An 18,024-nucleotide genomic window follows, 5' to 3' on the forward strand; every position below is an offset into this window, starting at 1 on the left:
CGGGAACGGATCGCCGCCAGTTCAAAGCGCAGGAAACGGGGTGCGCCATGGCGGGATTTGCATTGGGCCGGGTATCGGGTATTGTGCTTGAGCGCGGAAACCCGCGCGCGCCAACCGCAACCAGGAGATTCCCTTGAAACGCACCCTGTCCGCCCTGTGCCGCAACGAACCCGGCGTCCTGGCCATGATGGCCCGGGAATGCGGTAAATACGACGCCAATATCCTCTCCCTGGCCGCCGGGGAAACCGAGAACCCGCAGGTCTCCCGCATCATCCTGTGCATGGACGGCGACGACGAGGCCGTGGACAGGATCGGCCGCTACCTGGAGTCCCTGGACGCGGTCATCCAACTGGACGACCTGTCGCGCAAGGATTTCGTGGACCGCGAGCTGGTCATGATCAAGGTGGCCATGGACCCGGCCCAGACCAGCCAGTTGATGCAGGTCTTCGAGGTCTTCCGGGCCAACGTGGTCGGCATGGGCCGGGAGACGGTCACGGTGGAGCTGTCCGGCGACCAGGAGCGCGTGGACGGGCTGATCAAGATGCTTGTGCCCTACGGGATCAAGTCCATGTGCCGGTCCGGGATGATCGCGCTCAAGCGCGGGGATGAGTAAGTGTCCGAGTTTTCACCCGTCACGAGTCTGAACGAGTTGGCCCGGGCCGCCCTGGATTACGGCCGGGGCGGGACCATGCCCAAGGTGGCCATCGCCCGGTCCGCCGAGGGGTTCGTGCTGAGGGCCGGTATCGAGGCCTTTGAGCGCGGCGTGGCCGAGCCCATCCTGGTCGGCGACATGGAGGAGACCCGGCGCATCGCGGACGAGCGGGGGTTGGACATCTCGCCCTTTCGGCAGGTGCACGTCACCGACGACGCCGGGGCCGTGTTCGAGGCGGTCCGGCTGTTTCGCGAGGGCGAGGCCCAGCTGATCATGAAGGGGCTGGTGCCCACGGCCACCTTGCTCAAGGCGGTGCTCAACAAGGAGACCGGCGTGCCCCACGGCGGGCGCATCCTCAGCCACGTGGCGGTCTTCGAGTCCCCGGTGGACGGCCGCCTGATGCTCATGACCGACCCGGGCGTGAACATCGCGCCTTCCCTGCAGCGCAAGGTGGAGATCCTCAACAACGCCCTGGAAGTGGCCCGGGCGCTGGGCATGGCGGCCCCCAAGGCGGCCGTGCTGGCGGCCACGGAAAAGGTCAACTACCCGGCCATGCCCGCCACCCTGGACGGGGACATCCTGACCAAGATGGCCCGCCAGGGCCAGTTCGGCGACGCGCAGGTCTTCGGTCCGCTGTCCCTGGACCTGGCCGTGTCCCGCAAGGTGGCGGCCACCAAGCGTTTCGACAACCCGGTGGCCGGGAACGCGGACATCCTGGTCACCCCGAACATCGAGGCGGGCAACGTCCTGTACAAGTCCCTGTCCACCCTGTGCGGCTGCGTCATGGCCGCCGTGGTCGTGGGCAGCCGGGTGCCGGTGGTGGTCCCGTCCCGGGGCGACTCGGACGCGTCCAAGTTCCACTCCATCGCCCTGGCCTCTGTCCTGGCAAGGAGGAGCCAACCGTGAGCATACTGGTCATCAACCCCGGCTCCACCTCCACCAAGGTGGCCCTGTACAAAGGCGACGACACTCTGGCCGCCGAGGAACTGCAGCACTCCCGCGAGAAGATGGCCGGTTTCCGCCGGGTGGCGGACCAATTCGACTACCGCATGCGCCTGGTGGCCGAGTTTCTGGCCAAGACCGGCACGGATCCCAAGCGAATCCGGGCCGTGGTCGCCCGGGGCGGCCTGTTGCGCCCCCTGGAAGGCGGGGTTTACGAAGTGTCCGACGCCATGGTCGACGATCTGCAATCAGCCCGGTACGGCGAGCATGCCTGCAACCTGGGCGGCGTGCTGGCCCTGCCCCTGGCCCGGCACTGGGGCGTGCCCGCCTACGTGGTGGACCCGGTTGTCACGGACGAGATGATGGACAAGGCACGGCTGACCGGACTGCCCGGGCTTTTCCGGCGGTCCATCTTCCACGCCCTGAACCAGCGCGGGGTGGCCCGCATGGTGGCCGGGCGCCTCGGCGTGGAGTATCCTCACTCGAATTTCATCGTCTGCCACATGGGCGGCGGGGTATCCATAGGCGCGCACCGCCGGGGCCGCGTGGTGGACGTGATCAACGCCCTGGACGGTGAGGGGCCGTTCACCCCGGAGCGCACGGGCGGCCTGCCCCTGGTGCCGATCCTGGACATGCTCCATAACGGTGAACGCGACTACGCCGAGCTGCGCACGACCATTCTGAGCCAGGGCGGCCTGGTCGCCCACCTGGGGATCAACGACCCGCGTCTGCTCCTGGCTCGCGTGGACCAGGGCGACGAGCACGCGGCGCTCGTCTTCCGGGCCATGGCCTACGGCATCGCCCGGTACATCGTGTCCATGGCCCCGGCCCTGACCAATGATGAGGGCGGCCTGGATCTGGCCGCCGTGGTCCTGACCGGCGGGCTCGCCCGGAGCGTCCCTCTGGTGGAGGAGATCGCACGACAGGTCTCATTCCTCGGCCCGGTGGAGGTGGTCCCCGGCGAGGTGGAGATGGCCGCCCTGGCCCAGGGCGCGGTGCGGGCCCTGAACGGCACGGAGCCGGTCCGGACCTATCGGGCGGATTAACTCTTAACCCGTTATTTTCATCAATAAATACTGGTCTTCAACCAGGGACTTGCAGTAACGGTCAACGGGGTTCCATGGACAGTATCGCAGGAAGGATCACGATAGATGGGTTCGTTGTTTAGTAAATCCGCCACCTTGCGGAAGGGCGTCAGGATAACGGACGAGGAATTCGTCCAACTGCGCGACTTCATCTACGACAAGAGCGGCATCTTCGTGGACGAAAAGCGCAAGTACCTGTTCGAGAGCCGTTTCTCCCGGCGGCTGGGCGAGCTCGGCCTGACCAGCTTTACCGACTACATCAAGTACCTCAAGGTGGACCGGGGCCAGGAGCTCAAGCAGCTCTTCGAGATGGTCACCACCAACGAGACCAGCTTCTGCCGGGACACCAGGCAGCTTGAATCCTTTCGCGACAACCTGCTCACCGAGGTGCTGGACCGCCAGCGCAAGGCTGGCAGATATGAGCTGAACATCTGGTCCGCAGGGTGCTCGTCGGGCGAGGAACCCTACACTCTGGTCTTCCTTCTGCTCGAGACCCTCAAGGCCGAGATCGCCCGCTGGCGAATCAACATCACCGCCGTGGACCTGTCCGAAAAGATGATCGCCCGCGCCCAGGCCGGCATCTACCCCGAATATGCCTTCAAGACCACGCCGGACGAGATCCGCAAGCGCTACTTCAAGGAGGTCGAGGGCGGCTGGGAGCTCGACCCGCGCATCCGCAAGCTGGTCAGGTTCATGCCCATGAACCTGAACGATCCCCTGGCCCTGAAGCGGATCCCCCGGTCGCACATCGTTTTCTGCCGCAACGTGATCATCTATTTCGACGACGCCATGAAGCGCAAGGTCGTGCAGGCGTTCTACGACAACCTGCTGCCCGGCGGCTATCTGCTGGTCGGCCATTCCGAGTCCCTGCACAAGGTCTCCCAGTCGTTCAAGCCGGTCCACAACGCGGGCGCCATCGCGTACAAGAAGGAGGAATAGGCCGTGGCCACAAAGCATATAGACGAGCTCAAACCGGGTATGGTCCTGGCCTCCGACCTGGTCGCCAAGGACGGCAGGCTGCTCTTCAAGAGCGGCACCGAACTGGCGGAGAACCAGCTCCAGCTGCTCAAACGCGTGGGCATCCCCGAGGCCGACGTGCAGCCTGATCTGGCCGACCTGACCGAGGACGACCTCCTGGCCATCGAGGATTACGTGCGCGAATTCTTCCTGTACGTGAATCCGGACCACCCCGCGGTCATCGAGATGTTCCACATCGCCCTGGAACTGACCGCCCGGGCCGTGGTCGAAGGCTGGAAGCTGCCCGACCTGGAGGAACGCCGGGCCGCCAACGTCGAGCACCTGGACGACATCTTCATCACCGGCATGGGCACGCCCGAAACCATTGTCGAACATGAGACCGAACTGGCCAGCTTCCCGGACATCTTCTTCCGCATCAAAGAGGTCCTCGAGGACGACGCCGCCTCGGCCGACCGCATCGCCAAGGTCGTCAGCACCGACATCGGCCTGTCCGCCAAACTCCTCAAGCTGGTCAACTCGCCCCTCTACGGCTTCCCCCAGACCATCGACTCCATCAGCCGGGCCGTGGCCCTGGTGGGCGGCAAGGAACTGTCCACCCTGGCGCTCGGCATCTCGGCCATCAACTACTTCCAGGACATTCCGCCCGAACTCGTGGACATGCAGTCCTTCTGGCGGCACTCCATCACCTGCGGCATCTTCGCCCGCATGCTCGCCGGAACCCAGAGCGGGCTGTCCCCGGAACGGTTCTTCATCGGCGGCCTGCTCCACGACGTGGGCCGGCTCATCCTGTTCAAGAAACTGCCCTACGCCTCCACAGAGGCCATGCTCTTCGCCCGCGAAAATTGCCTGCCCCTGGTCGAGGCCGAAATGGCCGTCATGGAACTCTGCCATACCGACATCAGCAAACCCCTGCTCGCGGCATGGAAATTCCCCGAAAGCCTGGCCCTCATGATCAACTACCACCACAATCCCATGGAATACCCCAACCCCCTGGAACCGGCCATCGTCCACGTGGCCGACAACCTGACCAATGCCGTGGAAATCGCCCAGGGCGGCATGTACGTCATGCCCGGACTCGACGAACAGGCCTGGGAACTCCTCGGCATCGACCCCGAAAAGACCCTCAACGAAGCCGTCAGCCAATACGCCGAACAAATCGACATTGTCATGAGCGCCTTTTTCTAGGCGGCACGGGCAGCGGAGTCCGGGGAATGAATGCCTCCGGCGGGCGGGACGACGTGCGCTTTTCCACAATATCGCCCGCCGCTTCCCCTGCCCGAAATCGCGGGTTTTGTTTCTTGGAAAAGCCGTAGCGCGATGAGCTCTGCCGCTTTTCAGAAGTAGAAAACGCCGCAAGACCGCTTGGGCGGGTATGCCCAACCTCGCCTGCGGCATTGGCGACCGTTCCGAAGGTTTCCGCGCCGGACGACCCTCCGAGGCCCGTGGACGTCCGGCGCGGAAACCTTCGGAACACCACACTGCCAAGCTACTGCCGCCTCTCCGATCAACCGGTCTCACCCTGCTCGCCCGCACCTTCCCCGCAGGCGACACAAAAAGTTTGGGAAGGGGTCCAGGGCAGCGCCCCAGCCGCCGTAGACACGAAAAAAGACGCCGACAAAATCCAATCCATGTGTTGAGCGGGCCGCTTGTATGGGCTATTGTGGACAAAAGCAGACATTGGAGGTCGCATGTTTCGAATCGAGACGGACAGTCTGGGCGAGGTTCGGGTTCCTGAAGAGGCGTTGTGGGGCGCGCAGACGCAGCGGGCGCTGACGCTGTTCACCATAGACGGCGAGCTGATGCCCAGGGAGATGATCCGGGCGTATGCGATCCTGAAGAAAGCGTGCGCGCTGGCCAACGGCGGGGCCGGGAAATTGGACGATGAGCGGCGCGACCTGATCGTGGCGGTCTGCGACGAAATCCTGGCCGGACAACACGCGGACATGTTCCCGCTGCCGGTGTGGATTTCGGGCAGCGGCACGCAGTTCAACATGAACGTGAACGAGGTCGTCGCCAACCGCTGCTCGCAGCTGGCCGACAGGCCCGTGGGCTCCAAGGAGCCGGTCCATCCCAACGACCACGTCAACATGAGTCAGTCAACTAACGATAACTTTCCGACAGTCATGTATATGGCTGTCGCAAATACAATTATCGAACGCCTCCTGCCTTCGCTGAGCGCCATGCGCGAGGAGCTCTCGGGCAAGGCCGGGGCATGGGACGGGATCGTCAAGATCGGGCGCACACACATGCAGGACGCCACGCCCCTGACCTTGGGGCAAGAGTTTTCCGGGTACGCCTCCATGCTGGGGGGGGATGAGAAACGGATTCGTCAGGCGCTCGAAGACGTGTTTGAACTGACCCTGGGCGGCACGGCGGTGGGCACCGGAGTGAACAGCTGGCCCGGGTTCGCCGAGGCGGCCATCGGGCATATCGCGGAGTTGAGCGGGCTGCCGTTCGTCCCGGCCCCGAACCGGTTCGCGGCGCAGGGCGGCCATGACGCGCTGGTGCACGTGTCCGCGGCGCTGAAGACCCTGGCCAATTCCCTGAACAAGATCGCGTCGGACATCAGGCTGTTGTCGTGCGGGCCGCGCGCCGGGCTGGGCGAGCTGGTCATCCCGGCCAACGAGCCGGGCTCGTCGATCATGCCGGGCAAGGTCAACCCGACCCAGTGCGAGGCGTTGACCATGGTATCGCTGCAGGCCATGGCCAACGACCTGGCCGTGACCCTGGGCGGCACAGGCGGGGTGCTGGAGATGAACGTGTACAAGCCGCTGATGGTGCGCAACGTGCTCCACTCGGCACGACTGCTCGGCGACGGCATGCACAGCTTCACCGAGCACCTGCTCAAGGGGCTTGAGCCGGACAGGGAACGCATCGCGGCCCATGTGTCCCATTCGCTCATGCTGGTCACGGCCCTGACCCCGGTGATCGGCTACGACAAGTCGGCCAAGATCGCCCTGCACGCCCACAAGACCGGACAGAGCCTGCGCGAGGCGGCCCTGGAGCTCGGCTTCGTCTCGGCCGAGGAGTTCGACCGGGTGGTCGTGCCCGAGGAGATGATCCGCCCCAAGGGCTAGACGAACAGGGCGTACATGGTCGCCCCGACCATGACCGCCACGAGCACGCAGTTGACCCCGGTGAGCACGGCCCCGGATTTGAGGGTGCGCAGGATGGCGGCCCCGGCCAACCCCCAGGCCGAGTGGAAGGACACCTGGAAGACCATGAAGGTCAGGACAAAGACCGAGACCTGCCACAGGAGCGGCAGGGACGGGTCGGCGAACTGCGTGAACCCGACCAGGGCCATGGCCCAGCTCTTGGGATTGAGCGGGTGCAGGATGACCCCTTCCCAGAAGGTGAACCGGCGGTTCACCGCATGACTGCCCAGCCGCATGGTCAGCAGTTTCCACCCGAGATACAAAATGTAGCACGTTCCGCAAACCTTCATGACCGTCGCGAGGTTGGGTGAGGTCTGGATGATCTTGCCCAGGCCGAGCGCCACCATGGTGTCCAGGCTGACCGCGCCCACGGTGGCCCCGATCAGAAAGGGGATGGCGGACTTGAAGCCCGTGGTCTGGCCGATGCCCATCATGGTCAGGTTGCCCGCGCCGGGCGTGCCGGTCATGACGATGACAAAGAGGACGAAGGCGGCGTATGTTTCCATGTTCATGGCTGTAACTCCCCGGACCGCCGCCCTTTGGTGGCGGCCCTGCTGCGATTTTTCGTACTTTGAGGGGTAAGGTTGACTTTGTGTGTAGTCAATGAATATATTGTCTGCATGACAATATACGCACCCGCACTGGTCCGGGGCGAAGGCCCCTTGTACGTGGAGTTGGCGGACGCCATCGAACGGGATATCACGGCCGGGACGCTCGCGCCCGGCGAGCGGCTGCCCACGCACCGCGACCTGGCCGACGCGCTCCGGCTGAACGTGTCCACGGTGACGCGCGGCTACCGCGAGGCCGAGAAACGCGGACTGGTGTCCGCCACGGTGGGGCGCGGCACTTTCGTCACCTCGGACGCGGTGACCAACTCCGCCATGGTCTCGTTCGAGCCGAGCGCGCCCGGCATGCTCGAGCTCGGGCTCATCGCGCCGCTGGATCACCTGGACCCGGAGATATCCGAAGGGTTCAAACGGATCGCCCGGCGCAAGGACCCGTCAGCGCTGCTGCGCTATTCCGACCCGCGCGGCCAGGCCGAACACCGAAGGGCGGGCGCGCTCTGGGCCGAGAGGTACGGCGTCCCGGCCAAGGCCGAGGACATCATCGTCTGCGCCGGGTCCCAGCACGCCCTGACCTGCGCCCTGGGCGGCCTGCTCAAGCCCGGCGACCGGGTGGCCGTGGACCGGCTGACCTACCCCGGGCTCAAGACCCTGGCCGCCATGCTCGGCCTGCGGTTGGTGTCCATCGCCATGGACGAGCACGGCATGGTCCCGGACAGCCTGGACGCGGCTTGCCGCCGCGACGAGATCAAGGCGCTCTATCTCATGCCCGGCGTGCACAATCCCACCACCATCTCCATGCCCGAACCCCGGCGCAACGACATCGCCCGCCTGGCCGACAAACACGACCTCATCCTCATCGAGGACGACGCCTACGACCTGACCGACCCCGGCCGCATCGAACCGGTGGGCAACCGCGTGCCGCGTCGCTCGGTGTACATCGCGGGCATGTCCAAATCCCTGGCCGCCGGACTGCGCGTCGCCTTTGTCGTCGCTCCGCAGCCCATGCTCAAGCCCCTGGCCCAGGCCGTGCTCAACACCATCTGGATGGCCCCGCCCCTGAACGTGGAACTGACCGCCATGTGGATCACGGACGGCACCGCCGACCGCGTGGTGGCCGCCAAACAGGCCGAGGCCGCCCGCCGGTACATGCTCGCCTGCGACATTCTCGACGGCCTGCGCTTCCACGGCAAACCCACCGGCTTCTTCCTCTGGCTCGAATTGCCCGAACCCTGGACCGGCCACGCCCTCGAACAAACCGCCGCCCAACAGGGCGTCAACGTCTTCGGCGCCGAGAAATTCGTGGTCGGCCAAAACCCCGCCCCCCGCGCCGCCCGCGTCTCGCTCACCGGCACCGAATCCCTGGACCAGCTGAGGCAGGGATTGGTGACCTTACGGGAGATCTTGCGGGGACGGCCCTAGGATCGCCCTTTCGCTACAGCGCAATCCCCACGGCTCTGCACGGCGAGGCTTCGCCGTCGGCTATTTTCAGGGGCAGGCAGCAGAATATGAAGCTCTCGGAAGGCAGGTCGCCGAGACGGGTGAGGTTTTCGACGATGGTCAGGCCGTGGTCGAAAAGGATGCGGTGCGCGGGCAGGTCATGGGAATCCACGGGATCGGGCGACGGGGTGTCGACGCCGACGCCCTTGAGGCCGAGCCCGGCCAGGAAGCGGGCGGCGGTTTGGGTCAGGGTGGGAAAATCCCGGTAATAGCGGTCGGTGTTCCAGTGTCGGTCCCAGCCGGTGTGCAGCAGGGCGAAGTCCAGGCTGTCGATGTCGGCCAGGGACGCGAGAGCGGGCTGGTCGATGAGCGGGGTGGTCAGTGCGGTCAGGTCAAGGACCGCGCCCCAGCCGGTGAAGTTGTCCGGGCCGAGTCCGTCCAGGGTGGGCGCATCGAGAAACAGGTGCGCGGCCGCGTCCACGTGCGTCCCGGCATGGGTGGTCAGGGTAAGCGCGGTCTGGGCGAAACCGTGCTTCTTGACGAAATGGGTACGGCGCACATTGGGCGTCTCGTCGCCGGGAAAGACCGGCATGCCGGTGCGGATGGTATGGCTGAGATCGATGGTCTGCATGGCTACCCTCCGTCAGATATTGTACATGTTCATGTTCGGCCGTTTGACGAGTTGCATGCCCGGTTGGACATGCTTTCGTACGGCATCCCGTATTTCATCCATGTTCCTGGCCTTGAGGAATCGGGATTGCAGGGAGTGGCCGAACAGGAAATTGGCCGCGAAATAGATGGTGAACAGCCGGTAGCGCTTGAGCGCCCGCACCGGGTCGAAGTGATGGTCCAGGGCGTCGGCCAGTTGCAGGGCGTAGTCGCGGAAGCAGGTCTCGGGCGGGGTGTAGGGTGAGGTCCACTCGGCGAACAGCCAGGGCCGGGCGATGGCCATGCGGCCCACGGAGACGCCGGCGCAGCCCGTGGTTGCGAGCATGTCGAGGCAGTCTTCCGGGGTGATGACGTCGCCGTTGCCGAGGACCGGGATGGACACCGCGTCGGCTATGGTCTTGATGTGGCCGCGGATCGCCGGGCGGGTGCGCTTGTCCGGGGCCATGCGCGGGTGGAAGACCAGGCAGTCCGCGCCCGCGTCCTCGAAGCGTTTGGCGAGCCTCACGGCGGGTTCGATGTCCGGGGTCCAGCCGGTGCGGAACTTGATGAACAGGGGGATGGAGATGGCCCCGCGTACCCCCTCGACCACGCGCAGGGCCTGGTCCGGGTCCTTGAGCAGGGCCGCGCCCGCGTTCTTCTTGACGATGCCGGAGACCGAGCAGCCCATGTTGATGTCGAAGCCGAAGAAGCCGCAGTCCTGCACGCGCCGGGCGGCCGGAATCATCTGCTCCGGGGTGGCCCCGGCCACCTGGCAGACCAGGCGGGGAAGCTCGGCCTCGCGCCAGCGGAAGACCGGCGAGACCAGCGGGCTCTCGGTGGGCACGCTCTTGGCCCCGCACATCTCGGTGAACGTCAGCCCGCACCCGCCGTACCCGTCGAGCACCTCGCGAAAGGCCACGTTGCCGAGCCCGGCCAGGGGCGCGAGCCAGAGGCGGTTGGCCACGGTCTTGGAGCCGATGGTCAGCGGTTGATTGAGGCGTTCGGCCAGTTTCTGTCTGCGGTTTTCGTCGAGCGGTTGCATCACGGCCGAATCTGCCCGGATTTGAATCCCTGTCAAGTTGCTTTTTTATACCTCTCGGCTGTTTTCCCCTGACATTCTTCAACGAAACCGGTGTTTGCGGAAAACCGGTGGTACGGTTTGCGCACCCGGCCCGGAGGTCTTGCACGCGGCCCGGGAGCGGCGGCGAACGGTTCGCCCGCCCGCTCCCGGACACCCGCCCGGCGGACGCAGCTCGGATACCCGGCATGTCACAACCGCAACGGACAAGGAGAAACCGATGTCCACGACTGTCAGCAATGCCTTTGTCTCCCAGTACGTCGAGATGGTCCATCAGGCCTATCAGGCCCAGGGCTCCAAGATGCGCCAGACCGTCCGCCTGCAGACCGAGGTGGAGGGTGCCAAGTGCGTCTTCCAGAAGGTCGGCAAGGGCGCGGCCGGGAAAAAGACCCGCCACGGCAACGTGCCGCTCATGAACCTCAACCATTCCAACGTGTCCTGCACCCTGTCCGACTGGTACGCCGCCGAGTACATCGACAAGCTCGACGAGCTCAAGGACAAGAGCGACGAGAAGCAGGTGGCCGCCAACGCCGGCGCCTGGGCGCTCGGCCGCAAGATCGACGAGTTGATCATCACCAAGCTCGAAGGGGCCACCAACGTGGTCGCCGAGGCGGCCACAGGCCTGACCAAGGACAAGATCCTCCAGGCCTTCGGCACGCTGAACGCCAACGACGTGCCCGACGACGGCCACCGCTTCGCCGTGGTCGGCCCGCACCAGTGGAACGAGCTGCTGAACATCCAGGAGTTCAAGTCCAGCGACTACGCGGGCGAGCAGTACGCCTGGCTCAAGGGCACCGAGTCCCGCACCTGGCTGGGCATCACCTGGATGTTCCACACCGGCCTGCCGCTCGACGAGGCGGGCATGCGCAAGTGCTACATCTACCACCGCAACGCCGCGGGCCTGGCCGAGGGCCAGAAGGTCCAGGCCTTCGTGGACTGGGTGCCGGAAAAGGCCGCCCACCTGGTGGACCACATGCTCTCGGCCGGGGCCTGCCTCATCGATCCGGACGGCGTGGTCCAGATCCAGTGCGACGACGACGCGGCCATCGTCTAGGACCGCAATCGACCACAACCAACCGCAAAAGGAGATACCAACCATGGCATACACCAGCGAAGACATGCGGCTCATGGGCGGCGTGCCCGGCCAGCAGCTGTTCATCTACCGCTCCGAGGACGACGCGGCCACCGTGGCCGGGCCGGGCTACTTCGACCAGGCGGCCGAGGACTACAACCTGGAGACCGGCGACATCGTCATCGCCTGCACCGGCGCGAACATGGCTTCCGCCATCGACCTGATGGTCGCGGCCAACACGGACGGCGCGGTCACCGTGATCACCGCCTAACGGACAAACAGAGGAGATTGACGTTGGGGGCACTTCCCCCTCTATGGGCCTCCTTCGGGAGGCCCTTTCTCAAGAAAACAGCCTAGAAAGGAAAATCGATATGAACGACCTGTTGAAAAGCGATGCGTTTACTCGTACAAGAATGGATACGTTTACCGGCGCCCCCCGCCGACAGTGGCTCGAATACGCGGACGGCGTAATGGAGCCGGTCCGCAAGGAGGGCCGCCTGAGCAAAAAGTTTCACGGTAACAAGCGCTCCTTGGACTGGTGGACCGTGGAAAAACCGCTCGACTGGAACCCCACCGAGGAGGGGAGAAAGGTCTCACTGAATCATGCCTACGGTCAACCGGAGAGGGGCACAGACAAGCAGGCCAACGCGCCGAAGAATCGGCCTGTTTCTACCGGGCCCCAGCCCGCTGACCCGCCCCGCACTCTGCTCGCTATGGGAGGGCAGGCTGCTGAGAAAACTGGGGAAAAATCTGGGGCTGGAAAGGACGAGCAGAAGAACTCTTCTGATACGCCTCAAGAGAATGATCGGGAAAAATCATGGGCATATGAACACCTGGTACCACCGTTGTGGAAGCCCAAGGGGGACCCGAAGCGCGATCAGGCCGAAAAATTATTGAAGAACAAACTGGAAGGGTTCGCGCACGGATTTTTGGATTTGCCAGACCCCATTGTGTCTCCGATAAGGAAATGGGGAGAAATACGAAAAGGAAAAGAGGAATAAGGAACGAGTGCGGTGCCGGAAGGCTCCGTGCTCCCCGTAGGGACACCCATGTACAAAATAATCCTGGATATCTGCGCGGTTGTCATCCTCGCTCTGTTCTCGAATCATGTTCGCGAAACCGTGGTGCAAGGGCAAAATCTTGTTTTTGCCGTTGGTTATACGGCGTTACTCTCGCTGGAGCTCCCCCTGTGCTTTTTGTATTTTCGGACGAAGCGGGCAGTCTTCGGTAAGGCGCTCGGTTGGCTGCTCGCCCTTCATATCCTCTATCCGGCGTATCTGACCGTGTCCTTGGCCGTTGTTGCGCCGGAATCGCTCTCAACCCCGTATGGCGCGGGCATGCTCCTCTTCGTGCTCGTCGTATTCGCCGATGCGGCGAGCCTTATCCGGCAGAGCCGCGGCGTGGCGGTCGCCGCCGATGGGTGGACATGGTATTGCGTGTTGTTTCTTCTGACCTACACGCCGCTGGCCTACCTGACCGCCTTCACGTCGCATGATGCAACCGGGCTGGCCAACGACTATACCTGGCTCCTCTATTTCGTTCTCGCCGTGTTCCTGGCCTCCATGTTGCGGGACAAGGCGCTCGCTATTGTCGCTCCCGCCACCGCGCTTTTTTCGGCAGTGTATTTGGCGACGCATTTCCTCGGGGCTCCCTACCGGGGCCGCTTTGTTCCCGTGCTTTTGACGGCGCACGGCGCGTATGTCGCTTTGTTCGCCGTCGTTTGGCTCGCCAAGCGGAGGATGGAAAGGGGTGATTGATCACGCCTCTTATCGAGAATCAAATGGGGGATACTTGGTGGATAAGACCCGGAAAGTCCGGTGACATGAATCAGTGGAGTTGCCTCAGGGCAGCTCCACATTTTTGTCGTGCCGGTCCTCAGAACGCCAGCTTCATGCCCGAGCCAACCTCCCTAACCGGGCACTTGGCGGCCAGACTGATCTTGGCGGCCAGGTCCGTGCAGTGGCAGCACCACAGCCCCTCCAGGTCAAGCGCGGCCAGGTAGTCCGCCGTGGGGTCGAGCCGCTCGGGCTGGGCTTTTTGCAGATGGAATCCGCCGAGCACCGCGCGGACGTTGTCCACGCCCGTCACCCGCTTCGCCTGCTCCACGGTGTTGCAGATGCCCGCGTGGGCGCAGCCCGCGATGACCACCAGCCCCGTGTCCGAGACGTAGGCGAGCGCCGTGTCGTCCGGGATGTCGTCCGGCACGAACGCGCCGTCCTCCAGCCGCTCGCCCAGGGGCGCTGGCTTCTCGAAATCCGTGACCCGCTCGATTTCACCGAGTGCCACCAGGGAGTCGGTCAGCCAGACGGGCTCGGCCGTGAGCTTCAGGTCGAAATAGCTGGCCAGCTTGTCCTCGGCCACCAGCGAGCCGAACTCCGGGATGCCACGGTGCCGCTTGGCGCCCAGCGCCTTGGGGTGGGCGATCAGTCCGGCCCGGGTGCGGTCCGGGCGGGGCGTCATGTCGTAGTAGCGCAGCAGCATGCCCAGCCCCCAGGTGTGGTCCGAGTGGCCGTGGGACAGGGCGATCCAGTCCAGGTGGTCCATGTCCGCGCCCAGGCACCGGGCGTTGGCCAGGAACGCGTCCGAATAGCCGGTGTCGAACAGCACGCGCTTTCCGTCCGTTTCGATGAGCATGGACAGCCCGGCCTCGGCCAGGAGCCGGGTGCCCACCAGGGCGTTGTTGTCTATCAGAAAGGTTAGTTCCATCAGGGGCCTCCGGGGTTGCGGTCTACTGGCGGGACAGGAGAAAAGAGTCTATGCTCAACGCATGCGCCGCCGCAACCCCCTTTTTCTCCGCGCTTTTTTCGTGGCCTGCATGCTCACCTGCGTCTGCCTCCCGCCCGCTCACGCCGGGGCCGACGGCCCGGACGCCCGTTTCCTGCGCGCCCTGGACGGCGATTCCCTGCGCGTGGACCACATGGGCGAGGTCCTGGAAATCCGGCTCATCGGCGTGGACGCCCCGGAATACAAGCAGGAATACAGCCGCAAGGCCAGGGACTTCTCCCAACGTTTCTGCCGGGGCGAAACCCTGCGCCTGGAGTTCGACAAGGAGCGCCGCGACCGCTACGGCCGCACCCTGGCCTACGTCTATGCGGACGGCCGCATGCTCAACGAGGCGCTGGTTCGCGCCGGGCTGGCCGTCCCCATCCGGATCAAGCCGAACACCCGGTATTACAACCGGTTCAAAGAGGCGGAAGAGGAGGCGCGCCGGGAAAGGCGCGGATTCTGGATCAAGGGCGGCCTGGACATGACCCCGGGCCAGTGGCGGCGGACCCACCGCCGGAAGTAGCTATTCGAAGGCGGCGGTCAGGACGTCGGCCATCTCGCGGATCACGCCGTGGCCGCCCGTGGCGTCGGTCACGTAGTCGGCCATGGCCAGGATGGACGGGTGGGCGTCGGCGGGCGCGGCCTTGAACCCGGCCAGCCCCATGGCCGTGGCGTCGTTGATGTCGTTGCCGATGAACAGGATGTCGCCCACGGAAATCTGGTATTTCTCGGCCAGCCGGAGCAGGGCCGAGCCCTTGTCGCGGATGCCGTGCAGCGCCTCCAGCCCGATCTTGTCGGCTCGCGCCTTGACCACCGGGTTGGCCTCGGTGGACAGGATGATCTGCCGGATGCCCAGCCGCTGGATAAGCCCCACGCCCAGCCCGTCGCTGCGGTTGGCCAGGACCGACTCGCGCCCGTCCTGGTCGGTCAGGACCATGTTGTCCGTCATCACCCCGTCAAAGTCGTAGACCACCAGCCGAATGCGCTTCGCGCCCGGCAGCCCGCGCCCGGACAGGGCCAGCATCTCGCCGTCCGGCCCCAGGTACAGCGGCGCGTCGCCCATCAGCTTCTCGGCCCGGCCCCCGCCGTTGTCCAATATGGCGTCCACGGCCCGGTCCACGTCCGGCACCTCGAGAGTGACGATCACGCACCCACCGGACGTGGTGCCCGGCCCTTCCACCAGGCGCAGCGACTGGCCGTACGGACCGACCAGCAAGCCGTCCCAGGCCAGGTCGAAACCCAGCGCCCGCTTGTAGAAACGCGCGGATTTGTCGATGTTCCGAACCAATATGGTGACAGGCGGAAATGTGGCCATCTCGACTCCTTGACTGCTCGGTTTGCCGTGTAACCTACCCTGCCCGGCCCCACCGCGCAACATTGGGAGGAAAGATGCCTCCGGCGGCTGGGGCGCGGACTGACGGCTTGTTTTGCGGGGGTTGGGATGGGTCCGGCTAGAATGGTGTCCCGAAGTGTTCGCGCCGGGCGTCCATGGGGTTCGGAGAGCCGCCGAAGACTCCTCTCTCACCCCTCCATGTCGAGCAGGACGATGTCGTTGCCATCCATGCGGATGTCGCCGTTGTCGGCCATTTTGCGCAGGGTGCGGGACAGCGCTTCGGGGGTGATGCCGATGATCTTGGCGAGTTCGCGTTGGGAGAGGTCGAGGGTGACGCGGCCGTTTTGGTGTCGGCTCTCAAAGTAGGCCATGAGCCGGGAGGGGACCTGTTTGAGGGACAGGGAGTCGATCATGTCCATGGCGTCCTTGAGCCGCCGGGACATGACCCGCATCATGGTCAGGAGGATGGAAGGGTCTTCGCGGACCAAGCGTTCGTATTCCCGGGGCGGGATGAACAGGATGCGGCTGTCTTCGAGCGCGCCGAGGTTGGCGGGCAGTTTGCCGTCCGAAAAGGTGGAGCACAGGCAGAACGGCTCGCCGGGCCCGAACACGAAGATGGTCTGTTCCTTGCCGTCCTCGGCCAGGCGGAAGAGCTTGACCTGTCCGGTCAGGAGCACGTGCAGCCCCTGGGACGAGTTGTCCTCGCTGAAGAACATGGATTTCTTGGGAAAACGCAGGACCTCGGCGTGCGAGGCGATGCGGTCGAGCTGGGCGTCGTCGAGCCGTTCGAAGATGGGAAAGGCGCTGATTTCGTTCTTGAGATCGATGGGCTGCATGAAAATCCCCGAAAAAGTGCTGCAAGTTGATCGAGATCAATGTGAAAGGGGCTTCACGCGCCTATTTTGAGGACGACAACGAGAAAAAGCAAGGAGGTCCCCATGAGCGCAACCATTCACTGTCCGTACTGCAACGCAGGCCAGGTGGTGGGCGATTTCGACAACTACGCCCCCTTCTACGTCAATTGCCAGGAATGTTCCAGGCGGTACATCGTCGAGCCGGTGCGCCACGGGGTCGTCGTCTACCGCGACGGCGACGCCCCCTGCTGTTCCGATCCCGAGTGCCGCGCCACCGAGATGGCCGGATCGGGCCAGGAATAAACCCCAAGGAGCCGACATGTTCACCATATTGCGGAAACTGACCAGAAATCTGATCTACGCCATCCCGGTCATGATGCTCGCCGGGTTCGCCTACGGACTGTGGGCGGACACGGCCTGGCTCAAGGCCGCGATCATCCCGTTCACCTTCCTCATGGTCTACCCCATGATGGTCACGCTCAAGATCCGCAAGGTCTTTGAGGGGGGCGACGCCAAAGCGCAAATCCTGACGCAGCTCATCAACTTCGGGCTGACCCCATTCCTGGCCTTCGGCGTCGGCCTCCTCTTCTTCCGGGACAACCCGTACATGGCCCTGGGACTGCTCCTGGCCGGGCTGGTGCCCACCAGCGGCATGACCATCTCCTGGACCGGGTTCGCCAAGGGCAATATGTCCGCCGCGGTCAAAATGACCGTCATCGGGCTCATCGCCGGGTCCCTGGCCACCCCGTTCTACGTCCAGGCCCTGATGGGCACGGCCATCCAGATGCAGCTGTCCGCCGTGTTCAAGCAGATCCTGTTCATCGTCTTCCTGCCCATGGCGCTCGGCTACCTGACCCAGCGGGTCCTGGTGAAGCGCTACGGCCAACAGACGTTCCAGCGCGACATCGGCCCGAAATTCCCGGGCCTGTCCACCGTGGGCGTGCTCGGCATCGTGTTCGTGGCCCTGGCCCTCAAGGCCAAGACCATCGCGGCCGCGCCCGGCGTGCTCCTGGACATCCTCGTGCCCCTGCTCCTGCTCTACGGTTTCAACTTCCTGCTCTCCACGCTCATCGGCAAGTCCATGCTGCCGCGCGGCGACGCCATCGCCCTGGTCTACGGCTCGGTCATGCGCAACCTGTCCATCGCCCTGGCCATCGCCATCAACGCCTTCGGCACCCAGGGCTCGGACGCCGCCCTGGTCATCGCCATGGCCTACATCATCCAGGTCCAGTCCGCCGCCTGGTACGTCCGCTTCACCCCCAAGGTCTTCGGGTTGCCCGAGGAACTCGCGCAACCGGCCTGACGGCCGGTCGCGAGTGCCTCCGGCGGCCGGGGGAAGGGGAGGGAAAACCCTTTGAAAAGGGCTTTTCCCTCCCCTTCCCCCGGACCCCCCATCCCCTCCTTTTTCCTAAACTTTTTGGTGCCGCTTCGCGGGGTGTGTGATCGGCAAGGCGTACT

At 64.7% G+C, this 18,024-nt stretch carries 20 protein-coding genes; 14 read left to right on the plus strand and 6 right to left on the minus strand.

Annotation, left to right across the window (positions count from 1 at the left end):
* Nucleotides 1-133 precede the first annotated feature (133 nt).
* The 6 genes from ilvN to BerOc1_RS08595 all read left to right on the plus strand — a co-directional run bounded on the left by ilvN (nt 134) and on the right by BerOc1_RS08595 (nt 6,734).
* Nucleotides 134-613, plus strand: coding sequence for an acetolactate synthase small subunit (ilvN, locus tag BerOc1_RS08570; RefSeq protein WP_071545300.1), 480 nt, complete (start codon nt 134-136; stop codon nt 611-613).
* Complete coding sequence (locus tag BerOc1_RS08575) at nt 614-1,558, plus strand: phosphate acyltransferase (protein WP_071545301.1); 945 nt, start codon at nt 614-616, stop codon at nt 1,556-1,558.
* Complete coding sequence (buk, locus tag BerOc1_RS08580; RefSeq protein WP_071545302.1) at nt 1,555-2,640, plus strand: butyrate kinase; 1,086 nt, start codon at nt 1,555-1,557, stop codon at nt 2,638-2,640. The genes BerOc1_RS08575 and buk overlap by 4 nt, the downstream gene beginning before the upstream one ends.
* Nucleotides 2,641-2,745: 105 nt before the next feature.
* Nucleotides 2,746-3,618 (plus strand): CheR family methyltransferase, encoded by an 873-nt coding sequence (locus tag BerOc1_RS08585; RefSeq protein ID WP_071545303.1) that lies wholly within the window; start codon nt 2,746-2,748, stop codon nt 3,616-3,618.
* A 3-nt stretch (nt 3,619-3,621) separates the two neighbouring features.
* Nucleotides 3,622-4,842, plus strand: coding sequence for an HDOD domain-containing protein (locus BerOc1_RS08590; RefSeq protein WP_071545304.1), 1,221 nt, complete (start codon nt 3,622-3,624; stop codon nt 4,840-4,842).
* A gap of 503 nt (nt 4,843-5,345) precedes the next feature.
* Nucleotides 5,346-6,734 carry a class II fumarate hydratase gene (locus tag BerOc1_RS08595; protein WP_071545305.1) on the plus strand — a complete coding sequence of 463 codons (1,389 nt, stop codon included), beginning with the start codon at nt 5,346-5,348 and terminating at the stop codon, nt 6,732-6,734.
* Here the strand turns inward: BerOc1_RS08595 and BerOc1_RS08600 are convergent.
* Entirely contained in the window at nt 6,731-7,324 is a 594-nt protein-coding gene (locus tag BerOc1_RS08600; RefSeq protein WP_071545306.1) for a LysE family translocator, read from the minus strand. The two genes, BerOc1_RS08595 and BerOc1_RS08600, sit on opposite strands and share 4 nt — an antisense overlap.
* 108 nt (nt 7,325-7,432) lie before the next feature.
* On the opposite strand from BerOc1_RS08600, the gene BerOc1_RS08605 reads away from it, so the two are divergent.
* Complete coding sequence (locus BerOc1_RS08605; RefSeq protein ID WP_071545307.1) at nt 7,433-8,797, plus strand: aminotransferase-like domain-containing protein; 1,365 nt, start codon at nt 7,433-7,435, stop codon at nt 8,795-8,797.
* A 13-nt stretch (nt 8,798-8,810) separates the two neighbouring features.
* On the opposite strand, the gene BerOc1_RS08610 is transcribed toward BerOc1_RS08605, so the two are convergent.
* Nucleotides 8,811-9,446: a cyclase family protein gene (locus tag BerOc1_RS08610; RefSeq protein WP_071545308.1), complete on the minus strand. Its 636-nt coding sequence runs from the start codon at nt 9,444-9,446 to the stop codon at nt 8,811-8,813.
* Between the two features lie 12 nt (nt 9,447-9,458).
* Entirely contained in the window at nt 9,459-10,505 is a 1,047-nt protein-coding gene (locus BerOc1_RS08615) for a tRNA dihydrouridine synthase (RefSeq protein WP_084641278.1), read from the minus strand.
* 256 nt (nt 10,506-10,761) lie between these two features.
* Here BerOc1_RS08615 and BerOc1_RS08620 point away from each other — a divergent pair, with 256 nt between their 5' ends.
* The 4 genes from BerOc1_RS08620 to BerOc1_RS08635 all read left to right on the plus strand — a co-directional run bounded on the left by BerOc1_RS08620 (nt 10,762) and on the right by BerOc1_RS08635 (nt 13,370).
* The gene (locus tag BerOc1_RS08620) at nt 10,762-11,595 is read left to right on the plus strand and encodes a phage capsid protein (RefSeq protein WP_071545309.1); all 834 of its coding nucleotides are present in this window, start codon (nt 10,762-10,764) and stop codon (nt 11,593-11,595) included.
* A gap of 43 nt (nt 11,596-11,638) precedes the next feature.
* A complete protein-coding gene (locus BerOc1_RS08625; protein WP_071545310.1) occupies nt 11,639-11,884 on the plus strand; it encodes a hypothetical protein in 246 nt (81 codons plus the stop codon).
* Between the two features lie 100 nt (nt 11,885-11,984).
* Nucleotides 11,985-12,614, plus strand: coding sequence for a hypothetical protein (locus tag BerOc1_RS08630; protein ID WP_071545311.1), 630 nt, complete (start codon nt 11,985-11,987; stop codon nt 12,612-12,614).
* A 48-nt stretch (nt 12,615-12,662) separates the two neighbouring features.
* Nucleotides 12,663-13,370, plus strand: a complete 708-nt coding sequence (locus BerOc1_RS08635; RefSeq protein ID WP_129586509.1) for a hypothetical protein — start codon at nt 12,663-12,665, stop codon at nt 13,368-13,370.
* A 118-nt stretch (nt 13,371-13,488) separates the two neighbouring features.
* Here BerOc1_RS08635 and BerOc1_RS08640 read toward each other — a convergent pair whose 3' ends face one another.
* Complete coding sequence (locus BerOc1_RS08640) at nt 13,489-14,319, minus strand: MBL fold metallo-hydrolase (protein WP_071545313.1); 831 nt, start codon at nt 14,317-14,319, stop codon at nt 13,489-13,491.
* 61 nt (nt 14,320-14,380) lie between these two features.
* Between BerOc1_RS08640 and BerOc1_RS08645 the strand changes: the two genes are divergently transcribed.
* A complete protein-coding gene (locus tag BerOc1_RS08645; protein WP_071545314.1) occupies nt 14,381-14,902 on the plus strand; it encodes a thermonuclease family protein in 522 nt (173 codons plus the stop codon).
* Here the strand turns inward: BerOc1_RS08645 and BerOc1_RS18835 are convergent, their stop codons facing one another.
* Nucleotides 14,903-15,694: an HAD hydrolase family protein gene (locus tag BerOc1_RS18835; RefSeq protein WP_129586510.1), complete on the minus strand. Its 792-nt coding sequence runs from the start codon at nt 15,692-15,694 to the stop codon at nt 14,903-14,905. It abuts the gene before it with no gap.
* Nucleotides 15,695-15,900: 206 nt separating this feature from the next.
* Nucleotides 15,901-16,548, minus strand: a complete 648-nt coding sequence (locus BerOc1_RS08655; RefSeq protein ID WP_071545315.1) for a Crp/Fnr family transcriptional regulator — start codon at nt 16,546-16,548, stop codon at nt 15,901-15,903.
* 102 nt (nt 16,549-16,650) lie between these two features.
* Between BerOc1_RS08655 and BerOc1_RS08660 the strand changes: the two genes are divergently transcribed.
* Nucleotides 16,651-16,869 carry a hypothetical protein gene (locus tag BerOc1_RS08660; protein ID WP_071545316.1) on the plus strand — a complete coding sequence of 73 codons (219 nt, stop codon included), beginning with the start codon at nt 16,651-16,653 and terminating at the stop codon, nt 16,867-16,869.
* A 16-nt stretch (nt 16,870-16,885) separates the two neighbouring features.
* Nucleotides 16,886-17,869 carry an arsenic resistance protein gene (locus tag BerOc1_RS08665; protein ID WP_071545317.1) on the plus strand — a complete coding sequence of 328 codons (984 nt, stop codon included), beginning with the start codon at nt 16,886-16,888 and terminating at the stop codon, nt 17,867-17,869.
* Nucleotides 17,870-18,024 lie beyond the last annotated feature (155 nt).

The organism is Pseudodesulfovibrio hydrargyri, from assembly GCF_001874525.1.
GTDB classification, from domain to species: Bacteria; Desulfobacterota; Desulfovibrionia; order Desulfovibrionales; family Desulfovibrionaceae; genus Pseudodesulfovibrio; species Pseudodesulfovibrio hydrargyri.

Bases quoted from the DNA above. Each gene is read 5' to 3' on its own strand.
- BerOc1_RS08640 (WP_071545313.1), bottom strand. From the start codon at position 14,319: ATGGAACTAACCTTTCTGATAGACAACAACGCCCTGGTGGGCACCCGG.
- BerOc1_RS18835 (WP_129586510.1), bottom strand. From the start codon at position 15,694: ATGGCCACATTTCCGCCTGTCACCATATTGGTTCGGAACATCGACAAA.
- BerOc1_RS08645 (WP_071545314.1), top strand. From the start codon at position 14,381: ATGCGCCGCCGCAACCCCCTTTTTCTCCGCGCTTTTTTCGTGGCCTGC.
- BerOc1_RS08635 (WP_129586509.1), top strand. From the start codon at position 12,663: ATGTACAAAATAATCCTGGATATCTGCGCGGTTGTCATCCTCGCTCTG.
- BerOc1_RS08620 (WP_071545309.1), top strand. From the start codon at position 10,762: ATGTCCACGACTGTCAGCAATGCCTTTGTCTCCCAGTACGTCGAGATG.
- BerOc1_RS08610 (WP_071545308.1), bottom strand. From the start codon at position 9,446: ATGCAGACCATCGATCTCAGCCATACCATCCGCACCGGCATGCCGGTC.
- BerOc1_RS08630 (WP_071545311.1), top strand. From the start codon at position 11,985: ATGAACGACCTGTTGAAAAGCGATGCGTTTACTCGTACAAGAATGGAT.
- BerOc1_RS08595 (WP_071545305.1), top strand. From the start codon at position 5,346: ATGTTTCGAATCGAGACGGACAGTCTGGGCGAGGTTCGGGTTCCTGAA.
- BerOc1_RS08600 (WP_071545306.1), bottom strand. From the start codon at position 7,324: ATGAACATGGAAACATACGCCGCCTTCGTCCTCTTTGTCATCGTCATG.
- BerOc1_RS08585 (WP_071545303.1), top strand. From the start codon at position 2,746: ATGGGTTCGTTGTTTAGTAAATCCGCCACCTTGCGGAAGGGCGTCAGG.
- BerOc1_RS08660 (WP_071545316.1), top strand. From the start codon at position 16,651: ATGAGCGCAACCATTCACTGTCCGTACTGCAACGCAGGCCAGGTGGTG.
- BerOc1_RS08625 (WP_071545310.1), top strand. From the start codon at position 11,639: ATGGCATACACCAGCGAAGACATGCGGCTCATGGGCGGCGTGCCCGGC.
- BerOc1_RS08605 (WP_071545307.1), top strand. From the start codon at position 7,433: ATGACAATATACGCACCCGCACTGGTCCGGGGCGAAGGCCCCTTGTAC.
- BerOc1_RS08665 (WP_071545317.1), top strand. From the start codon at position 16,886: ATGTTCACCATATTGCGGAAACTGACCAGAAATCTGATCTACGCCATC.
- BerOc1_RS08615 (WP_084641278.1), bottom strand. From the start codon at position 10,505: ATGCAACCGCTCGACGAAAACCGCAGACAGAAACTGGCCGAACGCCTC.
- BerOc1_RS08655 (WP_071545315.1), bottom strand. From the start codon at position 16,548: ATGCAGCCCATCGATCTCAAGAACGAAATCAGCGCCTTTCCCATCTTC.